At 65.0% G+C, this 26,423-nt stretch carries 23 protein-coding genes; 7 read left to right on the forward strand and 16 right to left on the reverse strand.

Annotated features, from left to right (window positions below; all coding sequences use genetic code 11):
* Positions 1–25: 25 nt before the first annotated feature.
* Positions 26–1,426, reverse strand: a complete 1,401-nt coding sequence (gene cysS / locus AC1ROK_RS22170; RefSeq protein ID WP_492850960.1) for a cysteine--tRNA ligase — start codon at positions 1,424–1,426, stop codon at positions 26–28.
* A 207-nt stretch (positions 1,427–1,633) separates the two neighbouring features.
* Positions 1,634–2,089 (reverse strand): hypothetical protein, encoded by a 456-nt coding sequence (locus AC1ROK_RS22175; RefSeq protein WP_492850962.1) that lies wholly within the window; start codon positions 2,087–2,089, stop codon positions 1,634–1,636.
* 420 nt (positions 2,090–2,509) lie between these two features.
* Here AC1ROK_RS22175 and AC1ROK_RS22180 point away from each other — a divergent pair, with 420 nt between their 5' ends.
* Positions 2,510–3,673 (forward strand): DUF2865 domain-containing protein, encoded by a 1,164-nt coding sequence (locus AC1ROK_RS22180; RefSeq protein ID WP_492850964.1) that lies wholly within the window; start codon positions 2,510–2,512, stop codon positions 3,671–3,673.
* On the opposite strand, the gene gltX is transcribed toward AC1ROK_RS22180, so the two are convergent.
* The 3 genes from gltX to AC1ROK_RS22195 all read right to left on the reverse strand — a co-directional run bounded on the left by gltX (position 3,618) and on the right by AC1ROK_RS22195 (position 8,027).
* Positions 3,618–4,943, reverse strand: coding sequence for a glutamate--tRNA ligase (gene gltX / locus AC1ROK_RS22185; RefSeq protein ID WP_492850966.1), 1,326 nt, complete (start codon positions 4,941–4,943; stop codon positions 3,618–3,620). The two genes, AC1ROK_RS22180 and gltX, sit on opposite strands and share 56 nt — an antisense overlap.
* A gap of 163 nt (positions 4,944–5,106) precedes the next feature.
* On the reverse strand, positions 5,107–6,822 hold the full coding sequence (locus tag AC1ROK_RS22190; RefSeq protein ID WP_492850968.1) for an NAD+ synthase: 1,716 nt from the start codon (positions 6,820–6,822) through the stop codon (positions 5,107–5,109).
* A gap of 89 nt (positions 6,823–6,911) precedes the next feature.
* Positions 6,912–8,027, reverse strand: coding sequence for a hypothetical protein (locus AC1ROK_RS22195; protein ID WP_492850970.1), 1,116 nt, complete (start codon positions 8,025–8,027; stop codon positions 6,912–6,914).
* 234 nt (positions 8,028–8,261) lie between these two features.
* On the opposite strand from AC1ROK_RS22195, the gene AC1ROK_RS22200 reads away from it, so the two are divergent.
* Positions 8,262–8,690, forward strand: a complete 429-nt coding sequence (locus AC1ROK_RS22200) for a response regulator (protein WP_492850972.1) — start codon at positions 8,262–8,264, stop codon at positions 8,688–8,690.
* Here the strand turns inward: AC1ROK_RS22200 and AC1ROK_RS22205 are convergent.
* The 5 genes from AC1ROK_RS22205 to rpiA form a co-directional block, all read right to left on the reverse strand.
* A complete protein-coding gene (locus AC1ROK_RS22205) occupies positions 8,647–10,512 on the reverse strand; it encodes a PAS domain-containing sensor histidine kinase (RefSeq protein WP_492850974.1) in 1,866 nt (621 codons plus the stop codon). The two genes, AC1ROK_RS22200 and AC1ROK_RS22205, sit on opposite strands and share 44 nt — an antisense overlap.
* 157 nt (positions 10,513–10,669) lie before the next feature.
* Positions 10,670–12,055 (reverse strand): class II 3-deoxy-7-phosphoheptulonate synthase, encoded by a 1,386-nt coding sequence (locus tag AC1ROK_RS22210; protein ID WP_492850976.1) that lies wholly within the window; start codon positions 12,053–12,055, stop codon positions 10,670–10,672.
* A 65-nt stretch (positions 12,056–12,120) separates the two neighbouring features.
* Positions 12,121–13,497: a glutathione-disulfide reductase gene (gene gor, locus AC1ROK_RS22215; RefSeq protein ID WP_492850978.1), complete on the reverse strand. Its 1,377-nt coding sequence runs from the start codon at positions 13,495–13,497 to the stop codon at positions 12,121–12,123.
* Between the two features lie 113 nt (positions 13,498–13,610).
* Positions 13,611–14,192 carry a DUF2059 domain-containing protein gene (locus tag AC1ROK_RS22220; protein WP_492850980.1) on the reverse strand — a complete coding sequence of 194 codons (582 nt, stop codon included), beginning with the start codon at positions 14,190–14,192 and terminating at the stop codon, positions 13,611–13,613.
* 96 nt (positions 14,193–14,288) lie between these two features.
* The gene (rpiA, locus tag AC1ROK_RS22225) at positions 14,289–14,981 is read right to left on the reverse strand and encodes a ribose-5-phosphate isomerase RpiA (protein ID WP_492850982.1); all 693 of its coding nucleotides are present in this window, start codon (positions 14,979–14,981) and stop codon (positions 14,289–14,291) included.
* 238 nt (positions 14,982–15,219) lie between these two features.
* Between rpiA and AC1ROK_RS22230 the strand changes: the two genes are divergently transcribed.
* Positions 15,220–15,816: a L,D-transpeptidase gene (locus tag AC1ROK_RS22230; RefSeq protein ID WP_492851321.1), complete on the forward strand. Its 597-nt coding sequence runs from the start codon at positions 15,220–15,222 to the stop codon at positions 15,814–15,816.
* Between the two features lie 91 nt (positions 15,817–15,907).
* Positions 15,908–16,948: a GTP 3',8-cyclase MoaA gene (gene moaA, locus AC1ROK_RS22235; RefSeq protein WP_492850984.1), complete on the forward strand. Its 1,041-nt coding sequence runs from the start codon at positions 15,908–15,910 to the stop codon at positions 16,946–16,948.
* A 153-nt stretch (positions 16,949–17,101) separates the two neighbouring features.
* On the opposite strand, the gene AC1ROK_RS22240 is transcribed toward moaA, so the two are convergent.
* Positions 17,102–17,869, reverse strand: a complete 768-nt coding sequence (locus AC1ROK_RS22240; RefSeq protein ID WP_492850986.1) for an SDR family NAD(P)-dependent oxidoreductase — start codon at positions 17,867–17,869, stop codon at positions 17,102–17,104.
* Between the two features lie 71 nt (positions 17,870–17,940).
* Positions 17,941–19,587 (reverse strand): GMC family oxidoreductase, encoded by a 1,647-nt coding sequence (locus AC1ROK_RS22245; RefSeq protein WP_492850988.1) that lies wholly within the window; start codon positions 19,585–19,587, stop codon positions 17,941–17,943.
* Between the two features lie 582 nt (positions 19,588–20,169).
* Between AC1ROK_RS22245 and AC1ROK_RS22250 the strand changes: the two genes are divergently transcribed.
* The gene (locus AC1ROK_RS22250; protein WP_492850990.1) at positions 20,170–20,418 is read left to right on the forward strand and encodes a helix-turn-helix domain-containing protein; all 249 of its coding nucleotides are present in this window, start codon (positions 20,170–20,172) and stop codon (positions 20,416–20,418) included.
* Here AC1ROK_RS22250 and AC1ROK_RS22255 read toward each other — a convergent pair.
* The 3 genes from AC1ROK_RS22255 to AC1ROK_RS22265 form a co-directional block, all read right to left on the reverse strand.
* Entirely contained in the window at positions 20,415–21,296 is an 882-nt protein-coding gene (locus AC1ROK_RS22255; RefSeq protein WP_492850992.1) for an alpha/beta hydrolase, read from the reverse strand. The genes AC1ROK_RS22250 and AC1ROK_RS22255 overlap by 4 nt on opposite strands.
* Position 21,297: 1 nt before the next feature.
* Positions 21,298–21,777 (reverse strand): Lrp/AsnC family transcriptional regulator, encoded by a 480-nt coding sequence (locus AC1ROK_RS22260; RefSeq protein WP_055048427.1) that lies wholly within the window; start codon positions 21,775–21,777, stop codon positions 21,298–21,300.
* Positions 21,778–21,886: 109 nt separating this feature from the next.
* Positions 21,887–22,561: a thermonuclease family protein gene (locus AC1ROK_RS22265; RefSeq protein ID WP_492850994.1), complete on the reverse strand. Its 675-nt coding sequence runs from the start codon at positions 22,559–22,561 to the stop codon at positions 21,887–21,889.
* A gap of 109 nt (positions 22,562–22,670) precedes the next feature.
* On the opposite strand from AC1ROK_RS22265, the gene AC1ROK_RS22270 reads away from it, so the two are divergent.
* The gene (locus tag AC1ROK_RS22270; RefSeq protein WP_492850996.1) at positions 22,671–24,203 is read left to right on the forward strand and encodes a sensor histidine kinase; all 1,533 of its coding nucleotides are present in this window, start codon (positions 22,671–22,673) and stop codon (positions 24,201–24,203) included.
* 84 nt (positions 24,204–24,287) lie between these two features.
* Positions 24,288–25,640 carry an aminotransferase family protein gene (locus tag AC1ROK_RS22275; protein ID WP_492850998.1) on the forward strand — a complete coding sequence of 451 codons (1,353 nt, stop codon included), beginning with the start codon at positions 24,288–24,290 and terminating at the stop codon, positions 25,638–25,640.
* On the opposite strand, the gene AC1ROK_RS22280 is transcribed toward AC1ROK_RS22275, so the two are convergent.
* Positions 25,637–26,422, reverse strand: coding sequence for an aminoglycoside adenylyltransferase domain-containing protein (locus AC1ROK_RS22280; protein ID WP_492851000.1), 786 nt, complete (start codon positions 26,420–26,422; stop codon positions 25,637–25,639). The genes AC1ROK_RS22275 and AC1ROK_RS22280 overlap by 4 nt on opposite strands.
* Position 26,423: the final 1 nt, after the last annotated feature.

Consider the following 26,423-nt stretch of genomic DNA (forward strand, 5'->3'; position numbering starts at 1 on the left):
CCGGGGCGTGTGTCGCGATCTGCACTCACCTCACCACCTCCCACTTGGTCTGGCGCTGGCCGGCTTCGTCCTTGTAGTCCATCAGTTGGACACCCTGTGTCAGCAATTGCGCGCGGATGGTGTCAGCCTTTGTGAAATCCTTGGCATTGAGGGCGGCGAGGCGGGCTGCGACGGCTTCGGCGACGCCTTGTGGCGCGTCGGCGGCAGCAGCGGTCAGCAGGCCGTCGGTGGTGAAGCCGAGGAACTCCAGCGTTGCGGCGAGGCAGTTGGCGGCGGTTTCGGTGCCGCGGTTGGCTTTGCGGGCGACCACGTCCAGCGCCACTGAAGCGCGGTGGAAGTTGAGGTCGTCGGTGAGCTCGGCGACGACCGACGGTTCGGGCGGCGTGCCGGGCCGGGGCCTAGCGGCGCGCTGCCAGTCGCGCAGCTTCTGTTCGGCTTCCTCCAACCGCTTCACCGAGAAGTCGATCGGCTCGCGATAGTGGGTCATCAGCATGGCGAGGCGCAGCACCTCGCCCGGCCATTTGCGGCCGCCGAACTTCTCGGTTTCCAGCAGCTCGGAGATGGTGATGAAGTTGCCGAGACTCTTCGACATCTTCTGGCCTTCGACCTGCAGGAAGCCGTTATGCAGCCAGTAATTGGCCATCGCAGGCGTGCCATGGGCGCAGCGCGACTGGGCGATCTCGTTCTCGTGGTGCGGGAAGATCAGGTCGAGGCCGCCGGCATGGATGTCGAAGACCTGGCCGAGGTAGCGCTCGCTCATGGCTGAGCACTCGATATGCCAACCCGGACGCCCCCGGCCCCACGGGCTCTCCCAGCCGGGCTCCTCGGGGCTCGACTGCTTCCAGAGCACGAAGTCGGCCGGGTTCTTCTTGTGCGCTTCGACGGCGATGCGGGCGCCGGCGAGATTGTCGTCGAGGTTGCGGCCGCTGAGCTTGCCGTAGTCGGGCATGGAGCCGACGTCGAACAGCACCTCACCGGCCGCCTCGTAGGCGTGTCGGCTGCCGATCAGCGAGGTGATCAGCGACTGCATGCCGGGGATGTGGTCGGTAGCGCGCGGCTGATGGTCGGGCTCGAGCGTGCCGAGGGCGGCGACATCCTTGAAGTACTGGTTGGCGGTCTTCTCGGTGACCTTGCGGATCGCCTCGTTGAGCGGCAGGCCCGGGTAGTCGCGCACGGCGCGCGCGTTGATCTTGTCATCGACGTCGGTGATGTTCCGGACATAGGTGACGTGAGCGGCGCCATAGACGTGGCGCAGCAGTCGGTAGAGCAGATCGAAGACGATCACCGGGCGGGCATTGCCGATATGGGCATAGTCGTAGACCGTCGGCCCGCACACATACATGCGGACGTTGTTGGGATCGATGGGGACAAAGTCCTCCTTCGCCCGGGTCAGCGTGTTGTAGAGCTTCAGTGTGGTTTGGCCCAAGTCACAGTTCCTCGCGCACGATAAGACGCTCGCGGACGGGTTCTTCGGACTAGAGATCAGAGGATGAAGAAAACCGCGCCGCCAGCAATGCTTAGCGGATAATAATGCAGCCGGTAATGCAGTTCGCGGTGCCGGTTTTCATGGCGCGCAATGTGACCGCAGCGCCGGCAAAAAGCAAGGGGCGCCGAAGCGCCCCTCATGGTTGGCCTATTGCGGTGTTGCCGGAGCGGTTGGATCGGCCGGGGCCGGCGCCGCGGGATCGGCGGGTGTGGCGGCCGGCGGAGCGGCGGCCTGCATCGCGGCGGCGACCTCAGGGCTGGCGAAGCATGTGGTCAGGCCCTCGCGGGCGAGGTTGGTGACCTGTTCGTAGCTGCCGTGGGCGGCGTGGGCTTCGTCGGTGCCTTCACCGCGGAGGTCGGCGGCGAGGATGTCGACGTCCTTCTGCGGCATATCCTTGAACGCGCCGGTCAGGCAGCCGCAAAGCGGGGTGAGGATCAGCGATGAATCGACACCGGCAGGCACCTCACCGAGCAGGAAGGCCTCTGCCGCGAGGCAGGTTTCGCTGAACTTGGTGAAATCTGCCGGGGTCTGGGCCTGCGCGGTGGGTGCCAGGGAAACAGCGATCATGCCGGCGAGGGCGGCGAAAGCGATGCGAACTTGCAAAGTGATACTCCAGCGACAAGGCGCGATGCTGCGCACCTAAGCACAGAACCCGCTCCCGGCCACCGCAGAAATGCAGAAAAAGGGCCGCGAACGCCCTTCTGTCGCCCAATTCGCCGAGACTCGGCTCAGATGGCGGAACGTCCGGCAACACTGACGGTCACGGCTGCGTTACAATCGTCAGCGCGACGTTGCGCGGGCCGCCAGCAGGCGTTAACCGGCGCCGATGCTGTGCTAATGGTTGTCGCGAATCTGGCGGGCGCCGTCTCGCTTTAGGCGTATTGGCCGACTAGGCATTTCGTCGCTTCCATGAAGCGTCGAAGTGCTGCAGGTTTTTGGTGTTTCGCGCTTTCGAGGTGAAAAAGTCTCACAACTTTTCCCGAAAGCGCTCTGGCGGAGGGCCACACGATCCGGTTCGAACTGATGACCCGCGCCTACCTGCGCGCTTCCGCCCTGCTCATCCGGTTTGCCCTGCTGTTTTTGGTGGCATGGGCAGGCTTGGTGATCGATGTGTCGACGGCCTATGCGCAGGCCGATAGCTGCGCCCGCTTGCAGGCGACGCTGCGCTCGCTCGACCGAAACTCCGACTTCCAGAATTCGCAGGGCGGCCAGCTGAAACGGCTGCAGCGCGAGGTGCAGCGCTCCGAGAGCGCCTATGTGCGCCAGGGCTGCAACGACGATGCCAAGGCCGGCCGGCGGCTCACCCCCGAATGCCGTGCGCTGGCGCGGGAGGTGCTGCGCGGTCGCGAGGAAGTGCAGCAGCTGTCGCAGAGCGTCAGCACCGGCGAGGCGGTGGCGCAGCAGCGCGAGGCGATCCTGCAGGAAATGGCGCGCTTCGATTGCGATGGCCGGTCGCGTGTGCAGGTCCAGCGCGGCGATCGCGGCAACCTGTTCGAGCGGCTGTTCGGGGTGTTCACCGACGGCGATGACGGCGCCGGCGGGATCCGCGGCGAAGAGTTCAACCCGTATGGCGACTACCACACGGTGCGGACGCTGTGCGTGCGCAAGACCGACGGGTTCTGGTGGCCGATCAGCTATTCGACCCTGGTGGACTATGTCGCCAACGACGCGCAGCAATGCCGGGCGATGTGCCCGGGACTGGACGTCGATCTCTACTACTACGACAATCCAGGGCAGGAACCGGAGCAGATGATCAACGAGTGGGGCGAGCCCTATTCCTCCCTCCCTAACGCCTTCAAGTTCCGCACCGAGTTCGACACCACCAACAAGTGCAGCTCGACGCAGGACCAGGGCGCCATCACCCTCGCCGAGCTGTCAACCGGCGGTACGCGGGCCATGGTGACATTCCGCGGCGCGACGTTCCCGCTGCCGCTGCGGGACGGGCGGCGGATATCTCCGACGGTCGCCACGACGGTGACGCAGGTTGCCGAACTGACGCAGTTCGTCGATGTGCCGCTGCCGCGCCCGCGTCCGCCCGCGCCGGGCGAGACACCGAAGCCAGTGGTCGCCGTGGTGGCACCGGCCGCGGCCAACCAGCCCGGGCGGATCGTTCAGTTCGGTGACAAGCGGGTCAGGGTAGTCGGGCCAGACACGCCGTACGCCCCACAAGTGGCAGCAGGGACTTGAGTTCGGGCCCCTGCTCCCGGCCGGTGACGGCCAGGCGCAGCGGGTGGAACAGCGCCCTGCCCTTGCGGCCGGTCGCCGCCTTCAGGGCTTCGGTCCATTTCGACCAGGTGGTTTCATCCCAAGGCTCGGCGGGCAGCAGCTCGCGCGCCTCGCGCAGAAACTCCCGGTCCTCGTCGGCGACCACGGGATTGACGGGGCCCGAGACGAGCGTTGCAAGGTCGGCGATATCGGCGAACACCGCGAGGTTGCCGCGCAGTGCCAGCCAAAGCGGCTCTGAGGCGAGGCCCAGCGGAGCGAGGCGCGATCTGGCCGCCTCGTAGGGCATCTGGTGGAGGATGCGGGCATTGAGGCTGGCGAGCTCCGCCGGATCGAAGCGGGCAGAGCCGTGCGACACGGCTTCGAGCGTGAACACCTGTCCGAGCGCCGTCAGGTCGGGATAAGGCTCGAGCGGCAGGCTGGTGCCGGTGAGCACGGCTGCCATGGCGACGGCCATCGGCTCGTAGCCGGCTTCGCGCAGCTCCTCCAGCGAAAGCGAGCCGAGCCGCTTGGAGAGCCCCTCGCCATCGGCACCGGTCAGGAGGTTGTGGTGGGCGAAGGCCGGGACCGTGCCGCCCAGGGCTTCGAAGATCTCGATCTGCGTGCCGGTGTTGCTGACATGGTCCTCGCCGCGGATCACGTGGGTGATGCCCAGCGCGATATCGTCGACCACAGATGGCAGGGTGTAGAGATAGGAACCATCGGCGCGCAGCAGCACCGGATCGGACATCGAGGCGGTGTTGACGGTCTGCGGGCCCTTGATCAGGTCGTTGAATGCGACCGGGCGGCCATCGAGCTTGAAGCGCCAGTGGGGCTTTCTGCCCTCGGCCTCGTACTTCGCCTTCTGCTCCGGCGTAAGCTGCAGCGCAGCCCGGTCGTAGACCGGCGGGCGGCCGAGCAGCCGAGCCCGGGCCCGTTTGCTGTCGAGCTCCTCCTCGGTCTCGTAGGCCGGGTAGAGGCGGCCGGCGGCGATCAGCTGGTCGCGCGCCGCGTCGTAGAGCGCGGTGCGGTCGGACTGCCGGACCTTGAGATCGGGGGCGATGCCCAGCCAGCTCAGATCGGCGTGGATACCCTCGGCAAACGCTTCCGTGGAGCGGGCGGCGTCGGTGTCGTCGAGCCGCAGGATGTAGCGGCCGCCGGTCGATTTGGCGAACAGCCAGTTCATCAGCGCCGGGCGGGCATTGCCCAGGTGCAGCCGGCCGGTGGGGGATGGCGCGTAGCGGACGGTGGTCATGGGGTGTCACCGGCTTCGAGCAGGTGGCCCCACCCCCTCCCGGCCTCCCCCATCAAGGGGAAGGTGAAGAGTCTAGTGTGTGGCTTGGTCGTGCCACAGCACAGGTGCGGCACCTCCCCCCTTGTGGGGGAGGATGGGAGGGGGGTGGCCACACGCACGCAGCTCATTCCAGACCCTTGCTATCCAGCCGGCCGATCGGTTCGGCAATCAGGTTCTCGTCGCGGTAGCCGTTGGTGATCGGGTAGCGGCGGCCAAGCCCGAAGGCCTTGCGGGAGATCTTCACGCCGGGGGCGGACTGGCGGCGCTTGTACTCGGCGATGTTCAGCAGCTTTTCGATGCGCTTGACCAGCGCGCGGTCGAAACGGCCTTCGCCGCGCTGCACCACTTCGGCGACGCTGAGCTCGAGCTCGACCAGGCCGACGAGGATCTCATCGAGGATCGGATATGGCGGCAGCGAGTCCTGGTCGGTCTGGTTGGGACGGAGCTCCGCCGAGGGTGCCTTGTCGATGATGTTCTGGGTGATCACCAGCCCGTCGGGACCGAGACAATCGGCCGGGCGGTGCCTGTTGCGCCAGTCTGCGAGCTCGTAGACCCGCATCTTCAGCATGTCCTTGATCGGATTGAAGCCGCCGTTCATGTCGCCATAGATGGTGGCGTAGCCGACCGCCATCTCGGACTTGTTACCGGTGGTGAGGAGGAGCGAGCCGAGCTTGTTGGAGACCGCCATCAGATAGACGCCGCGCATGCGTGACTGGATGTTCTCTTCGGTGAGATCCTGCGGGCGGTTGCCGAACACCGGCTGCAGCTCGTTGAGCGCGGCTTCGACCGGATCGCCGATCGAGACGACGTCGTAACGAACGCCGAGGCGCTCCGCGCAGTCGCGCGCGTCGGCGAGGCTCTCCTCAGAGGTATAGCGATAGGGCAGCATCAGGCAGTGAACGTTCTCGGCGCCGATGGCATCGACCGCCATGGCGGCAACGATGGCGCTGTCGATGCCGCCCGAGAGGCCGAGCACCACGGACTTGAAGCCGTTCTTCCTGACATAGTCGCGCAGGCCGAGCACACAGGCGCGCCACGGCGCCTCATCGACGCTCGACAGCGGGGTGACGTGCGGGTCGGTACAGCGCCAGCCATCCTCGGTGCGGGCCCAGTTCGACATCAGGATTTCGGGCTCGAAGCTCTTGCCCTGCACGACCAGGCGACCGCCGGGCTCGATGGCAAAGCTGGCGCCGTCATAGACCAGCTCGTCCTGGCCACCGACCTGGTTGAGGTAGAGCAACGGCACATTGTCTTCGGCGACGCGATCGGTGACCAGCTTGTAGCGGGTGGCCTGCTTGTTGCGCCAATAGGGCGAACCGTTGGGGCAGAGCAGGATGCGGGCGCCGTGATCGACGAGATGAGCGCAGACTTCCGGGTGCCAGATGTCCTCGCAGATCGGGATGCCGATCGAGACACCCTTGATGGTCACCGGTTCCTGCAGCTCGGCCCGCTCGAAATAACGCTTCTCGTAGAAGATGTCGTCGTTGGGCAGCTCGCGCTTGTAGCGCCGGGCAGTGATGGCGCCCGCTTCGCAGACCACCACGGCATTGAACAGCTTGCCGCCCTCGCGCCAGATCGTCGGCATGATGGCAGTGACCGAGGTGCCGGCGGTGGCGCGGGCAAAATCCTCGGCGGCGGCCATCGCGTCGGCGATGAACCGCGGCTTGAACAGCAGGTCGTCGGGGAAGTAGCCGGTAAGGAACAGCTCGGAGAATAAGAGGATATCGGCGCCCTGCCCGGCCGCGTCAGCCAGCGTCTGCTTGGCCAGCGCCAGGTTCTGGGCGATGGCGCCGACCGTCGGATTGAGCTGCGCGAGGGCGATGCGGAGACGATCGGTCACGTGGAAAATCCGAGCCGTTTGAAAACGGGGCAAGACTTATCCGCTCACCCCGGTCGGGGCAAGCGGACAGCCGGTCATGCGGGATTTGATCAGAACGAGTAGGTCAGCTCGGCGAGCAGACCATAGCGGAACAGCGAGAACGGATTCTCGGTAACGATCACGTTCTGCGTGCTGATCTTGGGCGGCGAGTAGGCCGGATCCGGCGGAGCCGGCGGATCACCCTCGAGCGGCTGCTCGACCGGCGGCGACACCACAACCTGAGTCCAGGTTGCGTCGTACGTGCCCCCAACATACCAGGCGCGACCACCGACCCGAAGCGTCAGGTTCTCGACCGGAGTAATGCCGGCCATAACTTCGCCCATCGCGCCGTAGCCCCAGCCGTTGATATCGGTCTGCGAGCCCTTGAACACGTATTGTGGGCAGGGGTCGCCCAGCCCGCATCCCGGGTATGGCCCGTAGTCGCCGTTGAGCCCAGCGTCATGCCCGCCAATCACGCCGCTGATGGTCGCAAACGGGACCGCCGCGACTTCGGCGGAGATATCGAAGAACTCGTTGATCTCTGCCTTCCCGCTGAGGCCAAGCCGCAGCATATGGAGCTCGACCTTGTCGTCCACGCTGTCCCCGGGCAGCGACCAGACGCCCGTATCGGGTGAGTAGTAGCTGGCGGCATCGGCCGCAGTGGCCGTGGTGAAGTTGGTTCGGGAGGTGCGGGGCGAGTTGTTCCAGTAGTTGTAGCCCACGAACGCGCCCATGCCCGTGCCGTTGCCGTCACCGAAGGCGTTCCAGCCAAAATCCGCACCGGCGTAACCCAGGACGCCGTCGACGACATCGCCGCTCCCCGTCGGATCAGAGTACCCGCCCGTGATGGCCGCAGAGTACCCAGCCCAGCCCTTGGCGTAGGTGCGGGTTGCATCTTCCTCAACGCGAATGTGGGCCTCAACCGTGTGGGCGTTGTCGGTCGACTCGAAACTCTCACCGCCAATTTCGTAGTTCTGGCTGCCCCACGAGTACCAATAGCGCAGGCCGGTTTCGATGTGGATGCCATCACTCTCGTCGCCCATCTCGGTCCAGTCCTTGGGCTCGGTCGAGTAGGCGCCGCGATAGACTTCCTCGGGCGACCAATCCTCGCCCCAATCGGCGGCCAAGGCCGGGCTGCCGACAGCGGCGGCGAGAACGGCGAGACTGGTTGCCAGACGGATGGACATCGGATGCTCCGCAACAAACGCGTACGTGAGCTATTCATGACCGGTTAGGGTTAATGTTCCGCTAAATGAACTGGCAGAATGCAACGGTTCGTACGGCAAAGCCCCCACCGTCCACGAGTTGATAAGCATCAGCAGGTTTTCCACCGCTACAGACGAGGCATGCAAAACTAGGCTGCAACCTTCGCGGGCGCGGTGAGTTGGGCTGGCAAGCGTAATCTGACTTTGGGTACGGGTATGAGTTGCAAGGTTCTGGTGGTGGAAGACGAGATTTTCGTCGCCATCGAGTTTGAAAGCCTGCTGTACGATCTTGGTCATGTGCCGGTCGGCATTGCTTCGGACAGCCGGCAGGCATTGGCGCTTGCCGACGAGGCCGAACTGGCCTTCGTCGACCTCAACCTCATCGACGGTCCTACGGGTATCGAAGTGGGGCGCTCGCTCGCAGAACGCGGGGTAACGGTGGTGTACATGACCGCCAACCCGGGCCAGTTGGGCACCGGCGTGCCGGGAACGATTGGCGTCATCCCCAAGCCGGTCGACAACAACGAGCTTCGTCAGGCAGTGGAGTTCGCGGTTTCGGTGCGCCGCAGGTCCGATCCCAAGCCCGCACCGCCGCGGCGCCTCAGGCTGTTTGGTTCGCTCGATGCGAGCCCGGCGCTCGCTTGAGTTCAGCACGGTGGCTCAGTGACGCCAAGGGAATGCTGAGGTCGACCTCGAGTCCGCCCTCCCCGTAGCGACGATCAAGAGTACCGCGCAACTGCCCCTCCACACTTAGCGACATCAGCCGTGAGCCGAAGCCGGCGTTGCCAGGCTGCGCGGGCGGGCCGCCTATCTCGCGCCAGTGCAGTCGATAGCTATCGCCGACCACCTCGCCACGGATCTCGACGCGCCCGTCATCGCAGGAGAGCGCGCCATATTTGGCCGCGTTCGTCGCCAGCTCGTGGAACAACAGCGCCAGCGGCGTCGCCGTACCATCATCGATCGAGGCATCGACGCCGGTGAAGCTCACACGCTCGATATCGCCGTCACGATAAGGCTGCAGCAGGTCGTGGACCAAGGCTTGAAGGGAAGATGGGTTGGATCTCGGGGCCGACTCGCGCGAATGCGGACGAACAAAATCGTGCGCCCGACCAAGTGCCAGAATGCGGCCACGCAAGCGCTCTGCAAAGTCCTTTGCTTCGGGATGCGATCGCGACGCGAGGCTGACAATGCTGCCGATGACCGCAAAGATATTCTTGATGCGGTGGCTGAGCTCCTGAGCGATGACCTCGCGCTCTTCCTGCGCCAGACGCTCTTCGTGAATATCGGTGCAAGTACCGAACCAACGAACAATGCGGCCGCCCCCGTCGCGCATCGGCAGCGCCTGACCCAACACCCAGCGATAGGCGCCGGTGTGATGCTTCAGGCGGTACTCGATGCGGTACGGTTCGCCCGTGGTGAGTGAATGGCGCCAGACGGCCCAGGCACGTTCCTGATCGTCCGGATGGAACATACCGTTCCAGCCCTCCCCGTCGGTGGTTCCGGCCGGCACGCCGGTGAACTCATACCAACGGGCATTATAGTAGTCGTGATACCCATCCGGCAGCGTGGACCAGACCATCTGAGGCATGGTGTCGGCGAGGGTGCGGAAGCGCATTTCGCTTTCCGCCAACTGCTCGGCGATCCGGCGCTCATCGGTGACATCAACCACAATGCCCGGCAGTCGAACGGCTCTGCCGTTCGCATCGGTAATGACGCGACCTGAGGCGACCACCCAGCGCTCATGTGCCGCGCCAGTACCCGCCAGTCGGTACTCGAACCGTACCGGCCCAGCATCCTTCAGTGCATCGCCGATCTCGGCGATGACCCGTTGGCGATCATCCTGATGAATCCCGGCGAGGAACTTTTCGATCGGGAGGCCCACCGCGGCCGCGCCCGCACTGACCGAATAAAGCGAAGCGAAGCGTTCATCCGCCGTGACGACATTGTCGGCAATGTTCCAGTCCCAGGTGCCCACCATTCCGGACGCGCTCAGAGCAAGGTCGAGCTTCTCCCGGCTTTCCTCGAGCGCCCGCTCGGCCACCACGCTCATGGTGGTCTCCTGCACGATGGCCAGCACGGCCAGTCCGCTGCCGTCGTCATCCAGCACAGGGGAGTAGTCGAGATTGAGCCAGACCTCCTCCGGGCCGCCATTGCGATTGAATACGAAGGGCTGACTGGTGAACACCAGCGACTCCCCGTTCAGCACCCGCTTCATCACGTCGCGATTGAAGTCGGCCACCTCGGGCCAGCTCTCAAACACAGAAGTCCCGAAGGCGCTGGGATGTCTGCCACCGGCAATCGGCGCATAGGCGGCGTTGTAGAGCATGATGCCGCGCGGACCGATCAGCAGGGCCATGGGCGCGGCAGAAGTCATGATCAAGCGGGCGGCCGAACGCGTGGCAACTGGCCACTCGGCAATCGGTCCCAGATCCGTGGACGACCAATCAAAATTGTTGGCGAGGAGCATGACCGGATCGCGATCCAGCCTAGCCTTTGTCGCGGCGTCGGCCCGCGGGAAGAACGAACGTGGCATCGATCACCGAGGCTGGCGCGCAAGGCGCAATTATCACCGGCCGTACAAGCGGACTCCTGGACAGCAACAACCCCGATCGCGACGGATTAGTTCACTCCGCCGCCACGATTCTTTCGCTGCGAGCCGGACGCTGGGAGCGCAACTCCTCGGCCACAAGGAACGCCAGTTCGAGTGCCTGGCTGGCATTGAGCCGCGGGTCGCAGTAGGTGTGGTAGCGATCCTGGAGGCCAGCCTCGGTGATTGCGGCCACACCACCGCCGGTGCATTCGGTCACGTCGTCGCCGGTCATCTCGATATGGATGCCGCCGGCATAGGTGCCCATGGTGCGGTGGATCTCGAAGAAGCTCTTCACTTCGCCGAGCACGCGCTCGAACGGCCGGGTCTTGTAGCCGTTGGACGCCTTGATCGTGTTGCCGTGCATCGGATCGGAACACCAGACCACGACCTTGCCTTCGGCCTTCACCGCTTCGATGAGGCGCGGCAGGTGGTCTGCGATCTTGTCCGAGCCGAAGCGACCGATCAGGGTGATGCGGCCGGCCTCGTTTGCGGGGTTCAGCTTGTCGATGATGCGCAGCAGGTCGTCGGCGGCGAGGCTCGGGCCACACTTGACGCCGACCGGGTTGCGGATGCCCGAGAAGTACTCGACATGCGCCGCATCGACCTGGCGGGTGCGGTCGCCGATCCAAAGCATGTGGCCCGAGGTGGCGTAGTAGTCGCCGGTGATCGAGTCCCGGCGGGTCAGCGCTTCCTCAAAGCCCAGCAGCAACGCCTCGTGCGAGGTGTAGAACTTGGTTTCGCGCAGCGACGGGGTGTTGTCGGGGGTAAGGCCGAGCGCACGCATGAAGTCGATGGCGTCGTCGATCTTCTGCGCCAGCTCCTCGAAGCGCGGATAGGCGTTCGAGTTCTTCATGAAGCCCATGGTCCACTCATGGACGCGGGTCAGGTCGGCATAGCCGCCGGACGCGAAGGCGCGCAGCAGGTTGAGCGTCGCGGCCGACTGCCGATAGGCCAGCAGCAGGCGCTCAGGATCGGGAACGCGGGCGCCTTCGGTGAAGCCGATGTCGTTGATGATATCGCCGCGATAGCTCGGCAGCGTCACGCCATCGATGGTCTCGGTGTCGGAGGAGCGGGGCTTGGCGAACTGGCCTGCGATGCGGCCGACCTTCACCACGGGCTTACTGGCGCCGTGGGTCAGCACCACCGCCATCTGCAGGAAGACGCGGAAGAAATCGCGGATGTGGTCGGCGCCATGCTCGGCAAAGCTTTCGGCGCAGTCGCCGCCCTGCAGCAGGAAGGCCCTGCCCTCGGCGACTTCGGCCAGCTGATGCTTCAGTTCACGGGCCTCGCCTGCGAAGACCAGCGGGGGGAACTTGCGCAGTTGCGCTTCGGCCGCTTCCAGCTTCGCCGTATCCGGGTAGACCGGCACCTGCGAAATCGGCTTCTGTCTCCAGCTCTGCGGCGTCCAAGTCGTCGGCATCACGCGTATCTCCCAGTCGGCGGGCGGAATAGCAGGGGATTGCGGCGGTGTGAAGCCGCCGCCCACTACTGCTTTTGGCCGCCGCGATAGACGTAGCTCGGCTTCTTGAAGGTCACGAGCTCCTCGGCGGCGGTCGGGTGCATGGCCATGGCGCGGTCGAAATCGGCCTTGGTCGCCTTCATGCCCAGCGGGATCGCGGCCATCTGGATGATCTCGGCGGCCCCCGGGCCAAGGATGTGGACACCCAGCACCTCGCCGCCGCCAGACTTGGTGATGAGCTTCATCATCATGCGGTCGGACTTCAGCGACAGCGTGTTGATCATCGGGCGGAAGCGGGTGACGTAAACGTCGATATCGCCATGTGTGGCGGCGTCATGCTCGGCGAGCCCGACGGTGCCGACCTCGGGTTCGGCGAACACCGCCTCGCCGATCAGCGAATGATCGACGGCAGTTGGCTTGTCGCCGAAGACCGTGTCGGCGAAGGCATGGCCTTCGCGGATGGCGACCGGGGTCAGCTGGGCGCGGTTGGTGACGTCCCCGACGGCATAGATCGAGGGCACGCTGGAGCGCGAATAGGGATCGACCACCACGGCGCCATCCCAGGCCAGCTCAACCCCGGCAGCTTCGAGCCCGAGCCCGGCGGTGTTGGGCGAACGGCCGGTGGCAAACATCACCGCGCCGAACGGCGCGTCGACACCGTCGGAGAAGCTGACGGTGATGTCCTTGCCGGTCTGGCGCAGGCCGAGCACGTTGGTCTGGTGGATGATCTTGACGCCGCGCGCTTCGAGCCCGGCTTCGAGGCCAACCCGCAGATCCTCGTCGAAGCCGCGCAGCAGCCGATCGCCGCGATAGACGATGGTAGTGTGCACCCCGAGACCGGAGAAGATGGTCGCAAACTCCACCGAAATGAAGCCACCGCCCTCGATGAGGATGGAGTGCGGGAGCTTTTCGAGATGGAACGCCTCGTTGGACGTGATGGCGAGTTCCTTGCCCGGGATATCCGGGATGAAGGGATGCGCGCCCGTGGCAATCAGGATGGTCTTGGCCGTGAGCTCCCGGCCGGATTTCTGCAGCTTGACGCTGTTGGGACCGATAAGGGTGGCGCGGTCGCGGATGATCTCGGCGCCAGGCTTTTCGAGCCCGGCCACATAGGCCGCCTCGAGCCGCGCGATCTCCTTGTCCTTGTTTGCGACGAGCGTCGCCCAGTCGAAGCTTGGGGTTCCGACATTCCAGCCGAAGCTGGGTGCGATCTCGAACAGGTCCTTGTAGCGCGAGGCGTAGACGAACAGCTTCTTGGGCACGCAGCCGCGGATCACGCAGGTGCCGCCGACGCGGTACTCCTCGATGATGGCGACCTTTGCGCCATAGGTCGCGGCGATCCGCGCCGCCCGCACACCGCCCGAACCGGCGCCGATCACCACGAGATCGTAACTGTCGCTCATTTCCTACCCCGAACGTAAAAGGCCCCGCGCGGTGCAGGGCCTTTAGGGCCTACTCCGAACGTAAAAAGGCCCCGCGCGACGGCGGGGCCTTGAAGCAGATAAGGTGCCGAAGCTCAGCTGTCGATACCCTTGGCCTTCAGTTCGGCGCGAACGGCCGTGAAGAACTCGGTGTTCAGGTTGCCGGCGAAAACGTCCATGATGCGGTTGATCGTGCCGCTCATCGCCGAGTTCGACTTGGCCAGCTTGATGCCGGTCGGAGTCGAATAGAAATCGACGATCTGCTGCAGTTCCTCCTGGGTGAAGGAGAGCGCATAGACCCGCGCGAATTGGTCGAACAGCTCGCCCTTGCGACCCTTGTAGGTCCCGATCACCTTTTCAATCGCCGAGTTCAGCGGTTCGGCAATCTCCGGGTTCTGCGGCAGCAGCTGCTTATAAGTGTTGATGCCTGCCTGCACGATGGTGGCCTCGTAGAGGCCACCGGTGTCGGTCAGGTCGACGTACTTGCGCGCCAGGGCAAGGTGCTCGGGCGAAATCTCCGAGGCTCCCTGCCCCAGGGCGGGCAACGCCGCGAAGCTCGACAGGATCAGAGACAGCAATGCGGCGACAAGCATCGGCGCGCGTTTGAAGGTGGACGTCATCAGCTTGGTGCCCATCTGGTTCTTGTTTCCCCTGCTGGAGCTGACCGCCGTTTCCACGCCGACATCCCCAAGTCGTTGTTTGTCGCGCTTCCGAACCGGAAAAGTCTCACGACCTTTTCCTGGAAGCTCCCCTAGCCTCTATCCGAGCGGCATTCAGCCGTCCAGAACGTCGACACCCGCGGGACCAGCCACGTAGGCCCGCTTACAGAGCCCGATGAACAGGCCATGCTCGACCACGCCCGGAATGTCGACCAAGGCTTTCGCCAGCGCTTCTGGCTGAGGAATACGGCCAAAAAAAGCGTCGAGGATGGCGTGTCCGCCGTCCGTGACGAAGGGCGTCCCATCGGCCTTGAGGCGACGGCGCAGCTCGCCCTCGGCATTGAAATCGGCCATCACGGCGCCGATGCAGGCGGTGGTGGCGCCGAGGCCGAAATGGTTGACCTCGATCGGCAGAGGGTAGCGCCCGAGCATTTCGACCCGCTTGCTCTGGTCGGCGATGACGATCATCCGCTTCGAGGCCGCGGCGACGATCTTTTCGCGCAGCAGTGCGCCGCCGCCACCCTTGATCAGCGCCAGGCCAGGGCCGAGTTCATCGGCGCCATCGACGGTGAGATCGAGTTCGGGCGTCGTTTCCAGGTCGGTGAGCGGGATGCCAAGGCTCTTTGCCTGCGCCGCGGTCACTTCGGAGGTCGGGACGCAGATCACGTCCAGCCCATTCTGCACGGCGCGGCCAACGATATCGACGAAGTGTTTGGCGGTTGAACCGGTGCCCAGGCCCAATCGCATGCCGCTCGCGACTTCGGCCATCGCCGCCTCGGCAGCGCGGTACTTCTGGTCATCGCTCATCAAGCAGTCCTCCCCTTCCGGCCGGACCTAGGAGAGGCGCGAAGGCCTGTCAACCTAGCCTTTTCACGCAGAGGTGAATGGAAATGTCACATCGAGGCAACACATTGTGGCTGTGGTGTTCTGAGTTTGTCCGAATCGTGGCATGGCCCGTTCACTGCCTGTTAGGAACAGTTTATCAACCATCCGGAACTGGCTCAGAATCAGGGTCGATTACGTCAAGAGGCGCAGTTTGAAGAAAATCTCCAAGACCAAGATTGTGGTCGCCGCTCTTTTGTCGGCGATCCTGTCGCTGTCATTGGCCGCTCCGGCTACGGCAGCGAAACGTGTCTACGATCCCGCCACCGACACCTGGTCGGAAGCTGGCGCGGTCAAGGCCGGCTCCCGGCGCGGCAGCGCGATCGCCAAGCAGATCGTCGACTACGACAGCAAGTTCAAGCCGGGCACGATCGTCGTCGAGACGTCCGAGCGCCGGCTCTACCTGGTGCTCGATGACGGCAAGGCGATGAAGTACGGCATCGGCGTCGGCCGTGACGGCTTCCGCTGGTCGGGCCAGCACCGCATTACCCGCGTGGCCGAGTGGCCGGGTTGGACGCCGCCGGCGCAGATGCGCAAGCGCGTTCCCGACCTGCCGGCCTATATGCCCGGTGGTCCGGACAATCCGCTCGGCGCCCGTGCGCTCTATATCGGTTCGACGCTCTACCGCATCCACGGCACTTCGGAGCCCTGGACCATCGGCCAGGCCGTGTCCTCGGGCTGCATCCGGCTCACCAACGAAGACGTCACCGATCTCTACGAGCGTGTGAAGGTCGGCGCCTTGGTGGTCGTCCACCAGTAACGGCAGAGCACTGCGAATTTCGAAGGGCTGGCTCCACGGAGCCAGCCCTTTCTTGTTTTGCTGTCCGGGCCAGTGTGCGGTAAAAAGGGGAATGTCCCTGACGCTTCTCGAACAGCCGAACCTCGCTCCGACCGGCGCTGAGCGCCCGCTTGTCGACCGCTATGGTCGCCGGATCACCTATCTTCGGGTGTCGGTGACCGACCGCTGCGACTTCCGCTGCGTCTACTGCATGTCGGAGTACATGACGTTCCTGCCCAAGAAGGACGTGTTGAGCTTCGAGGAAATCGACACCATCGTGAACGCCTTCGTCGCCCGCGGGGTCAAGAAGGTGCGGCTGACCGGCGGCGAACCGCTGGTGCGGCGCGACATCATGGAACTGGTGGAGAAGATCGGCGGTCACATCGGGCACGGACTCGAGGAACTGACGCTCACCACCAATGGCAGCCAGTTGCGCCGTCATGCCGAGGGCCTGGCGCGCGCCGGAGTGAAGCGGCTCAATGTATCGCTCGACACACTGGACGAGCAGCGCTTCGCCCAGATCACCCGTCGCGGGCGGATCGCCGATGTGCTCGATGGGATCGATGCAGCCGCGGATGCCGGGCTCAAGATCAAGATCAACATGGTGGCGATGCGCGGCGTCAACGAAGACGAGATCGAGCCGATGCTGCACTGGGCACATGGCCGCGGGTTCGGACTGACGCTGATCGAGGGCATGCCGCTGGGTGAAGTCGGGATCGACCGGGTCGATACCTACCTGCCGCTCAAGGAGATGCGGGAGAGACTGAGAGCGAAATATACCCTGGAGCCGAGCGGGCACCGCACCGGCGGGCCGGCGCGCTACGACTACGTGGCCGAGACCAACGGGCTGGTCGGCTTCATCACGCCGATGAGCCACAATTTCTGCGAGAGCTGCAACCGCGTCCGGCTGACGGCGACCGGACAGCTCTATATGTGCCTGGGGCAGGATGACATGGTCGACCTGCGCGCGGCGATCCGCGAGGGCGGGCCGGAAGCGCTGGATGCGGCGCTGGACCGGGCGATGCTGCTCAAGCCCAAGGGGCACGATTTCGTGCTCGATCGCGACCACACCGCGCCGGCCTTGAGCCGGCACATGAGTGTGACGGGGGGTTAACCCGCTCCATTGCAATAGCAGAACTCGATGTCATTCCCGCGAAGGCGGGAACCTAGTGCGGTCTCTCAACGCCAGCAGGTGCTGAGACATCCCACTGGGTCCCCGCCTTCGCGGGGATGACGCAGGTGGGTGGCTGCGAGACAGTCAACCCAACTACCGAACCGTGTACCCCCCATCCACCACCAGCACTTCACCAGTCACGTAGCCTGACGCCGGCGAGCAGAGGTAGAGCGCCGCGGCGCCGATATCGGTGGCCGAGCCCGGGCGCTTCATCGGCGTCATGTCGCGCCAGACCGGCCCCCAGACCGGGTCGGCGAGACCACCATTGGTCATGTCGGTGGTGATGTAGCCGGGGGCGATGGCGTTCACGCGGATGCCGTCATCGGCGTAGTCGGAAGCGAGACTCTTGGTCAGCATGTGCACCGCCGCCTTCGATGCATTGTAGGCGGCCTGAGGCTGCGGGATGTTGGAAATGAGCCCCGAAATCGAGCCGATATTCAGGATCACGCCGCTCTTCTGGGCCCGCATCGGGCCGAGTGCCGCCTGGCAGGCCCGGAACACGCTGTCGAGGTTGATATCCATCAGGCGGCGATACTGCTCCTCGGGGAAGCTATGGGTGTCGCCGTGCTGGGCGACGCCGGCGTTGTTGACGAGGATGTCCAGCCTGCCGCCGCCGAGCTTCACCGCTTCGGCTACGAGTTGGGCAGGAACGGCGGGGTCCTGGACGTCGCCCTGGATGTAGTCGACCTTGCGGCCGAGGTCCCTGAAGTGCTGCATCACTTCGGGCTTGGGCACCTTGGATGAAAGAATGACGTGAGCGCCGGCGTCGCTCAGCGCCTCGACGATGCCGAGCCCGATGCCGCGGGTGGCGCCGGTGACCAGTGCGACTTTGCCGTCCAGACGAAACAGATCGAAAATCATCGTACTTCCCTCCAAAGCGTGGTCAGGAAAAGTTGCGGCTCTTCCTCTTCGACCACGCGACAACCAGGACTCTAGTGCGTTGTGGCGTTGGCCGGCCGATCGAGGCCGAGGATGAAATCGGCGCAACGGTCGCCCAGCATCATGGCTGGCGCCGTGGTATTGCCGGCATTGATGTTGGGCACCGCCGACATGTCGGAGACCCTGAGGTTATCGACGCCGCGGACACGCAGGCGGGCGTCGAGCACAGCCATCGGATCGCCGTCGGCGCCCATCCTGGCGGTACTGGCCGGATGGTAGTTGGTCTTGACGAAGCGGCGGCAATGTTCGGCCATCGCCTCGTCACTGAGGTCGGGACCGGGCGGCGCAATGACCTTCTCGATGCGCTTGCCAAGCGGGCCCGACAGCAGCACGTCGCGGAAGAAGCGCTGGCCTTCAACCATCATCTGCATGTCGTCGGGGTGCTGCAGCAAGTGCGGCGAAACCACTGGCATATCGGCCGGGTTGGCGGAGCGGAGCTCGACGTAGCCACGCGACCTGGGTTTCACCAGCACCGTGGTGATGGTGACCCCGTAGGTATCGTCGAACACTTTCAGCAGATCGCGGTCGAGATAGACGATCGGCACGCAGAACGCCTGGATGGAAGGGAGCCCGTCGCGATCGACGGGGTTGATGAAGGCGCCGGCCTCGAAGCCGGCCGAAAGGATCGGGCCGTTGCCGAACAGCTTGAAGTTGAGGCCGTTCTTCAGCATGCGCCAGCCGACGCCCTGCCTGAAATAGCCATAGGGGCCGTTGGCGACGGAGATCACCGGGACTTCCGGATGGTCGATCAGGTTGCGGCCGACTCCGGGCAGATCGACCAGCGTCCTGATGCCGTGGCTATCGAGTTGTTCGGCCGGGCCGAGGCCGGAGAGCATCAGCAGCTTGGGCGTCACCAAGGCGCCGGAACTGAGGACGATATCGCCGGAGGAGTGGACTGTGTGCTCGGTCCCCCTGCCATCGCGATAGGTGACGCTGACGGCACGGCCGTTCTCGATGTCGATCTTCTGCACGGCGGCGCGGAGCCGCACGGTGAGGCGCGGATCATCCTTCAGCGGCTCGATATAGGCGTAGGCGGCGCTGGAACGTTTCCCCTTGCGGTTCATGAACTGGTAGAAGCCGACGCCGCGCTGGGTCGCGCCGTTGAAATCACTGGTGAACGGCTCGCCCTTCTGCTGCACGCTCTGTACGAACCAGCGCGACACGTCGTCGATGTGCCCGGGATCGGAGACGAGCAGCGGACCGTCGTTGCCGTGGAAGCCGTTGCTCAGCCGGTTGTTGCCTTCGATACGGCGGAAGTGCCGCAGCACGGTCGCCCAGTCCCAGGCAGCGCCGTCATTGCTGCCGCGCAGGATCTGGTCCCATTCGTCATAGTCCGACGGTCTGCCGCGCATGTAGACCTGGGCGTTCACCGAGGTGCCGCCGCCCAAGACATTCCCCTGCGGGATATCGTGCACACGACCGTTCAGGTGCTGCTGCGGCACCGTGTGGTGATAGGTCATGTATTTCGAGCCGTTGATCAGCTTGAAGATGCCGGGGGGCATGTCGAGCAGCGGGTGGTGGTGCGAGTAGCCCGCCTCGAGCAGCAGCACGCGGCGCCCGCCATCAGTCACCAGTCGGGCCGCCGTGACGCAGCCCGACGCTCCCCCTCCGATCACGATGTGATCGAATTCCTCCCGCATCTCGCCCCCTCCAGGCCTCGCGCCGATCGGCGCCGGACGGACGTTTTCGCCCTGTCTCGCCGGGCACAATAGACGGCGCGCGGGGGAAATGTCGAACGGTCAAGCATCGAACCGTCTGTACACGCGCTCGGCGTCTGTCCGCGCTGCTCCACGGAAACCGTCGCGCCCGGCATGCCGGCGGTCAATTGATCATTGACAGTCGGGCTCAAGTTACATTTTCTGTCGCCACGGACCGGACTGCCGATTGTGTCCAGTTACTGCAACTATACATCCAGAGCAGTTTTTGCTCTTTTTTGATCAACACACTGCATCGACTGAGCGTTTTTTGCTCATCGGCAAAATGTGATTGTGGCCGGCACTGTCCCGGCCCAATTTCGCCGCATAAGGTGCGTGGTGAAGGCGATAGCGTGACTTCAGGCGTTGGGGGGCAACGAACCAACGTTCTGATGTGGGGGAAATGACAATAATAGATACGCGACCAGGCATTACTGGGCATAGCGACTGCGAGGCGAAGGACCGGACGAATCTGTGGCGGGAGGCACCCCGCTCGTGAACCAGCATTCGCATATGCAGCCGGGGCTGATGGAAACTCCGACAGATACGCTGTCACACGCTCAGATCCGCGCGGCGCGCGCTTATCTGGGCTGGACGGCGCTCGAGCTTGCCGAGGAGTCCGGGGTGTCGTTCTCCACGGTTCGCCGCGTCGAAATGCCGGGGCCCCGTGCGGTGCGTGACGAGAATGTCGCGGCGATCCGCGAGGCATTCACCCGCCACGGCGTCCGCCTCGTCAGTTATGCCGATGGCAGCCTGGGAATAGCCGGGCGCGGCTAAAGGTTCTCGGCAAAGAACCTGAGCGCAGCTTCGCGCATGCGCGGCGTTTCCTGGTGCTTTACTCCCGGTTCTGACACCAACTGCAGCCGACCGGGCGCATTCGCATAGGCGGCGCTGGTTTCATCCCACGCCAATGCCACGGCGGCTGGCGGGGTCAGCGAGTCGGCCTCGCCGATGCAGATGAGCTGCGGCCGCGGCGCCACCAGCGCGCCGATGGCCCCGGCATCCGCCTCGTTCAGCAGGCCCGGCACGATCAGGTAGACGCCATGCCCGTCATGGTTTCCAAGCTCGACCATCTTGCGCAGGTCGGCGAAGCAACAGAGGTGGGCGACGGCCTTGATGCGCTGGTCCATCGCGGCGAGCCAGTAGCTGAGCGTGCAGCCCATCGAGATGCCGAAGGCCCCGATGCGGGCCGGATCGACGTCCGGGCGGGAGGCCAGATAGGTCAGCGCCGCCGAGTGATCGCAGAGCATCTGGCCGAACAGCCCCTTGCCGTACCAAAGCAGCGCCTTGGCGGCCGCGCTCTCGGTAACCGTAGAGCGCTTGCCGAACACCGGCATGTCGATTGCAAGCGTCACATAGCCGGCGCGGGCGAAGACCGGACCAAGCGGGCCCAGCAGATACTCGCGACCATCGAGCAATTCGTCGGCGCCGATATCGTAGCGTCCGCCATGCGAGTGGCCGTAGAGGATCGCGGGCAGCCTGCCCTCGACCTTCAGCGGCCGGGTGAGAATGCCTCGCACCTCAGTGTCGCCGAGCTTGAGGGTCAGGTGCTCGACCTCGTAGCCGTCGCGCTCTTCGATGCGGGCAGCGCTGAGCGACACAGCCGGCTCCACCAGCCCGACGAGCTGGCGCAGCCTCTCACGGGTAATGGCCATGTTACTTGTCGTCGTCGGAGACGATGGCGAACTCCAGCGGCAATGCCGTGGTGTACTTGATCTGGCCCATGGCGAAGGACGAGCTGACGTCGGTCAGATTGATCTTCGAAATCAGCTTCTTGTAGAACGAGTCATAGGCCGCGATGTCAGGTACGACGACGCGCAGCAGGTAATCCACCTCGCCGCTCATGCGGTAGAACTCGACCACTTCGGTGAAGTCCTCGACCACGCCGGCGAACTTCCGCATCCATGCATCATTGTGCTCGTTGGTGCGGATCGAGACGAAAACCGTGACGCCGGCGTTGATCTTGGCCGGATCGAGCACCGCGACGCGGCCCTTGATGATCCCGTCCTCTTCCATCTTCTGGATGCGCCGCCAGCACGGCGTCGTCGACAACCCCACCTTGCGGCCGATTTCCGCAACAGGAGTCGTCGCGTCTTTCTGCAGGAGCGCCAGAATCTTGCGGTCGATCTTGTCCAAAGCTATGGCAGCCCCCTAGAAATCAGATTGCGTGACTGTGAGAAAATCAGCGCGGCAACGCAAAGATGGTCGGATAAGGCGGCCATACAACGCAAATATCTTGCGCCTGTCAACTGGGTAGAAGGCTCCACAGCCAGGCGATAAAACGCTCGAAGCGGCTGGGATTCCCGGCCTCTCCGGCGCCCTTCTCCGCCTCGCGCCGTCGCCACTCCACCGGCATGTCGAATTTGCCCTGCCACAGCCCCCGCCTCGCCCGCCGAGCCTCGGCCTCAGCCGCCCCGTAGCGGTCGGTCGCCGTCGCGAGTCCGTCGGCCACCAGCGCGGCGGCGATATCGACCTTGCCGTCACGGCAGACTGCCAGCAGTCGGCCGTAGCGATCATGGCCCTCCGCGCGGCAGGACAGCGTTCGGTTCCAGGTCAATTCGCGCATGCGCTTGGCGGCCGCCCTGCCGCAATCCCAGGAGCCGCCGGTGGCAGTCTGGCAGGTCTGGTTCCATTCGGGCGCATCGATCCCCGGCAAACGGATACGCTGGCCGGCGACATCGATGGTGTCACCGTCGCTGACGCGCTCGACCGTACCGGTCAGCGGCGGGCCATCGAGCGAGAATGGCGGATCCGGAAGCAACAGGTAGGCGACGATGCCGAGCCCCGCGAGGATGACCAGCCAGCTGCGCCAGCGGAGCTTGCGACGGCGCGGCAACGGGTTGCGGCGACCGTTGCCCCAAGCGGGCATGGCCCGGTGCAGCGTCGGCTGCAACTGCTTCTCGCCACGGGCTTTTCCCACCCCGAGCCCCCGTCCTTCACCCTAACTTAACCATGCGAGGCTAAGGGTTTTTGCACAAGCGTAACGAACGCGTTTCCTGTTCGTAGTGTTTAGTCGAGTACTGCGTAAAATGTCGTTGAAGCCCGCGATGCACGATCAGGACGTGCGCGCCCAGATGGGCCGCGAGCCTCGTCGTAACTCGCAGCGGACGGTGTTCGACGCGCGACAGCGCCTCACCTCCAGTTCCGGCACCCGCGCATCCTTCGATTTCGAACTGCTCGACGAGTATGCCAGCTCGCGGCTCGGCGGGCTGCTGGCCGTGCCGGCGCTCGTGCTCATCCTCGCGCTGTTCTCAAGCCTCTGGGTGCCCCCCCTGGCCGCCGCCGGATGGGCGGCGCTGGTGATCCTCGCCAACCTTGCGGTGGTCTGGCTGTGCCGGCGCTTGAAGATCGAGGACCCTGCCCGGTTCAATGCCGGCCGCTGGACGGCGACGTTCATCGGCGCGGAACTGGTCAACGGCGTCGCCTGGGCGCTGTTGGCGCTGTTCACGCTGGTGGCTGAGGACCACATGGCGCTGCTGGTGGCGATCTTCGCCATCGCACTGGTGGGTATCGCCGCCAATGCGGTATCGACACGCACCCTGCCCGGCGCGACGCTGATGAGCACCCTGCCGGTGGCGGCCACGGTGACCATCACTTTGCTGATGGCGGGCGGGACGCTCAACTGGGCGCTGGCCGCGGTGGTGGTGGGTGGCGAGATGTTCTTCGTCTACCTCGCCAAGCAACTCTATGCCTCGGAGCTCGAAACCATCGAGCACCAGGCCGAAAAGGACGCGCTGATCAACGAACTCGAGGAAGCGCGCGAGATGAGCGACGAGGCGCGGCGGCATGCCGAGCAGGCCAACATCGCCAAATCGCAGTTCCTCGCCACGATGAGCCATGAGCTGCGCACGCCGCTCAACGCCATCATCGGCTTTTCGGAAGTGCTGCAGTCAGAGCTGCTCGGGGCGCACAACGTGCCGCAGTACAAGGAATATGCCGGGGACATCCACTCGTCCGGCCAGCACCTGCTCAACCTGATCAACGAGTTGCTGGATCTGAGCCGCATCGAGGCGGGCAAGTACGACCTCAACGAAGAAGCGGTATCGCTGATCGACATCGCCGAGGATTGCCGGCGCATGGTGGAAATCCGCGCCAAGGGCAAGGGGATCGAACTCTCGGTCAGCTACGCGCACAACCTGCCCAAGCTCTGGGGCGACGAGCGGGCGATCCGCCAGGTGGTGTTGAACCTGCTCTCCAACGCCATCAAATTCACCCCGCAATCGGGCAAGGTGCACCTGATGGTGACGCGGTCGGGCGATGGCGGCCAGTTGCTGAGCGTGCGCGACAACGGCCCGGGCATCCCCGAGAGCGAGATCGAGACGGTGCTGAGCTCGTTCGGCCAGGGCTCACTGGCGCACAAGTCGGCGGAACAAGGCGCAGGCCTCGGCCTGCCGATCGTGCAGAAGATCATGGAGCTGCACCAGGGCCGGTTCGACCTGTTTTCGAAACTCCGCTTCGGCACCGAAGTGATCGCGACATTCCCGCGGGCCCGCGTCATGGATGCGCTGGCGCCCGTGGTGGAAAAGAAGCCGCGCCTGCGGATCTATTCCGAAGCCAGCTGAAGCCCGGGCAAGCGGTACGTTCTGGCAATGGCCTGAACCGCCGGCCCGCCGCATACTCCCCGGCAAAAGGGAGCGATTCAGACCATGTCCGCCGCAAGCAATGCCGACGAGCTGACCCAGCTCGCGTTCGAGAACTGCATATTTCCCGTCGCCGACCAGCGCATCGTGCGCGAACAGGGGCCGACGATCTATGTTGCCGCCGATGGCATCGCACTGACCGACAGTCACGGCGTCACCCGGCTCGACATGATGGGCTCGCACACCCGCGCCAACTCGCTGGGCTACGGCAACCGCGAGATCGCTACGGCGGTGTTCGAACAGATGAGCGCGGTGCACTATGTCGGCACCACCAGCCATTTCGCCGAGCCGACGCTGCGGCTGGCGGGGAAACTCGCCGAACTGGCGCCCGGACGGCTGAAGCGCTCGGCCTTTACCAGCGGCGGCTCGGAATCGGTGGAAACGGCGCTGAAGCTCGCCAAGCAGTACCAGCGCGAGAGCGGCAGGAAGCCCCGCGCCTACAAGACGATTTCGCGTTGGAACGCCTATCACGGCGCGAGCATGGGCGCGCTGTCGGTGACCGATTGGCTGGCTGTACGCGATGTGTTCGAGCCGCGGGTGCCTGGCCATAGTTTCATCCCCAATCCCACCCGCTACCGCAACCCATTCGGCATGCCCGAGGACGAGTATGCCGAACTCTGCGCCACCTATCTCGAGCGCGAGATCCAGTTGCAGGGGCCGGAGAGCGTTTCGGCATTCATCGGCGAGCCGGTGATGCAGGCGCATGGCGTGCAGGTGCCGCCGCAGCGCTACTGGGACCGGGTGCGCGAGATCTGCGACAAGTATGGCGTGCTGCTCATCGTCGACGAGGTGATCACCGGGTTCGGCCGCACCGGAACCTGGTTCGCCAGCGAACACTTTGGGCTCGAGCCGGATATCATGACCATGGCCAAGGCGTTGAGCGCCGGTTACGGGCCGATCGGCGCGGTGATCACCCGCGACGAGATCGCCGATGCGATCCCGCTGTTCCGGCACGTCCATACCTTCGCCGGGCATGCGAGCATGGCCGCAGCGGCAAACGCCGCGATCCAGATCAAGCAGCGCGACGGGCTGGTGGAAGCGGGCAAGCGCAACGGCTCGCGCTTCGGCGCGGAGTTGGCGGCGGCGCTCGATAACCACCGGATCGTCGGCCAGGTACGCGGATTGGGCATGTGGTGGTGCGTAGATTTCGCCGCCGACAAGGCGACGAAGGCGGCATTCACCGACGACACGGTGGCAGCGATCGTCCGCCGGATGAGTGACCACGGCATCCTGGCGTCTGCCATCGGCACGGCGCTGGAGATGGCCCCGCCGCTGATCGCGACGCCCGAGCAACTGGCGCAGGCGGTCGAGGTATGCGCGCGCGCGGTGGAGGAAGTGGCGCGGGAGCGTGGGCTCTAGCTTCCAACCACCTCGCCGATGGCCATCGCCACGAACGCCAGTGCATCCCGCCGCCGTGCGAACGGGTTGCCGTAGGTCGACGGTTGGCCGCGGCGATGAGCCAATGCTTCCTCGATGATCGGTCGCCAGCGCGTATCGAACGCCGTCAGCGCCCATTCGCCAGCGGCGGACTTCGAAGCGATCTCACCGGTGGCGCTCGTGTAGGCCAGGCGGCTGATGCCGAGCACGCCCCACATCGGGGCGGCGCGGCCGAGCATGGCGGGCGAGATGCCCGCGGCGCGGGATAGCCAACGACGCCAGTAGGTGCCCGCATTGTCACGGACCCAGTTCACGAGGCGCGTGCGATCGTGCCACGGCGCATCGCGGTCGAGCTCGCCGATCAGCGGCACCGCCTCGGGCAGCGCATGCCAGGTGACCGGATTGCGGTTGCCGCGGGCAGCAATGAGGAAGTCGCCCTGCTGCGAGGTGGGACCGTCACCGATGGCATCGGGACCGGCCCCGAGCTCGGTTTCGGTGAGCCAGACGCCGTCGAGACGCGGCAGGGTCGGATCGGTGCGATAGCTGCGGTGAACAAGCACCAGCGCCTCGGCGTCCTCGTCGGTGAGCGGGCGCGACAGCACGGCGACGAAATCGAGGTCGCTGCGACCGGGGCGGAAATCACCGTCGGCGATGGAGCCGATGAGGTGGAGGCTGGTGACCAGGTCAGCGGTGTTGCGCTGCAGCAAGCTGACGAAGTGGCCAGTGGCGAGGTCGATGGTCGACGCTGCACCGGCCGCGATCATC

It is taken from the genome of Devosia sp. GW821-FHT12F11 (assembly GCF_058806655.1).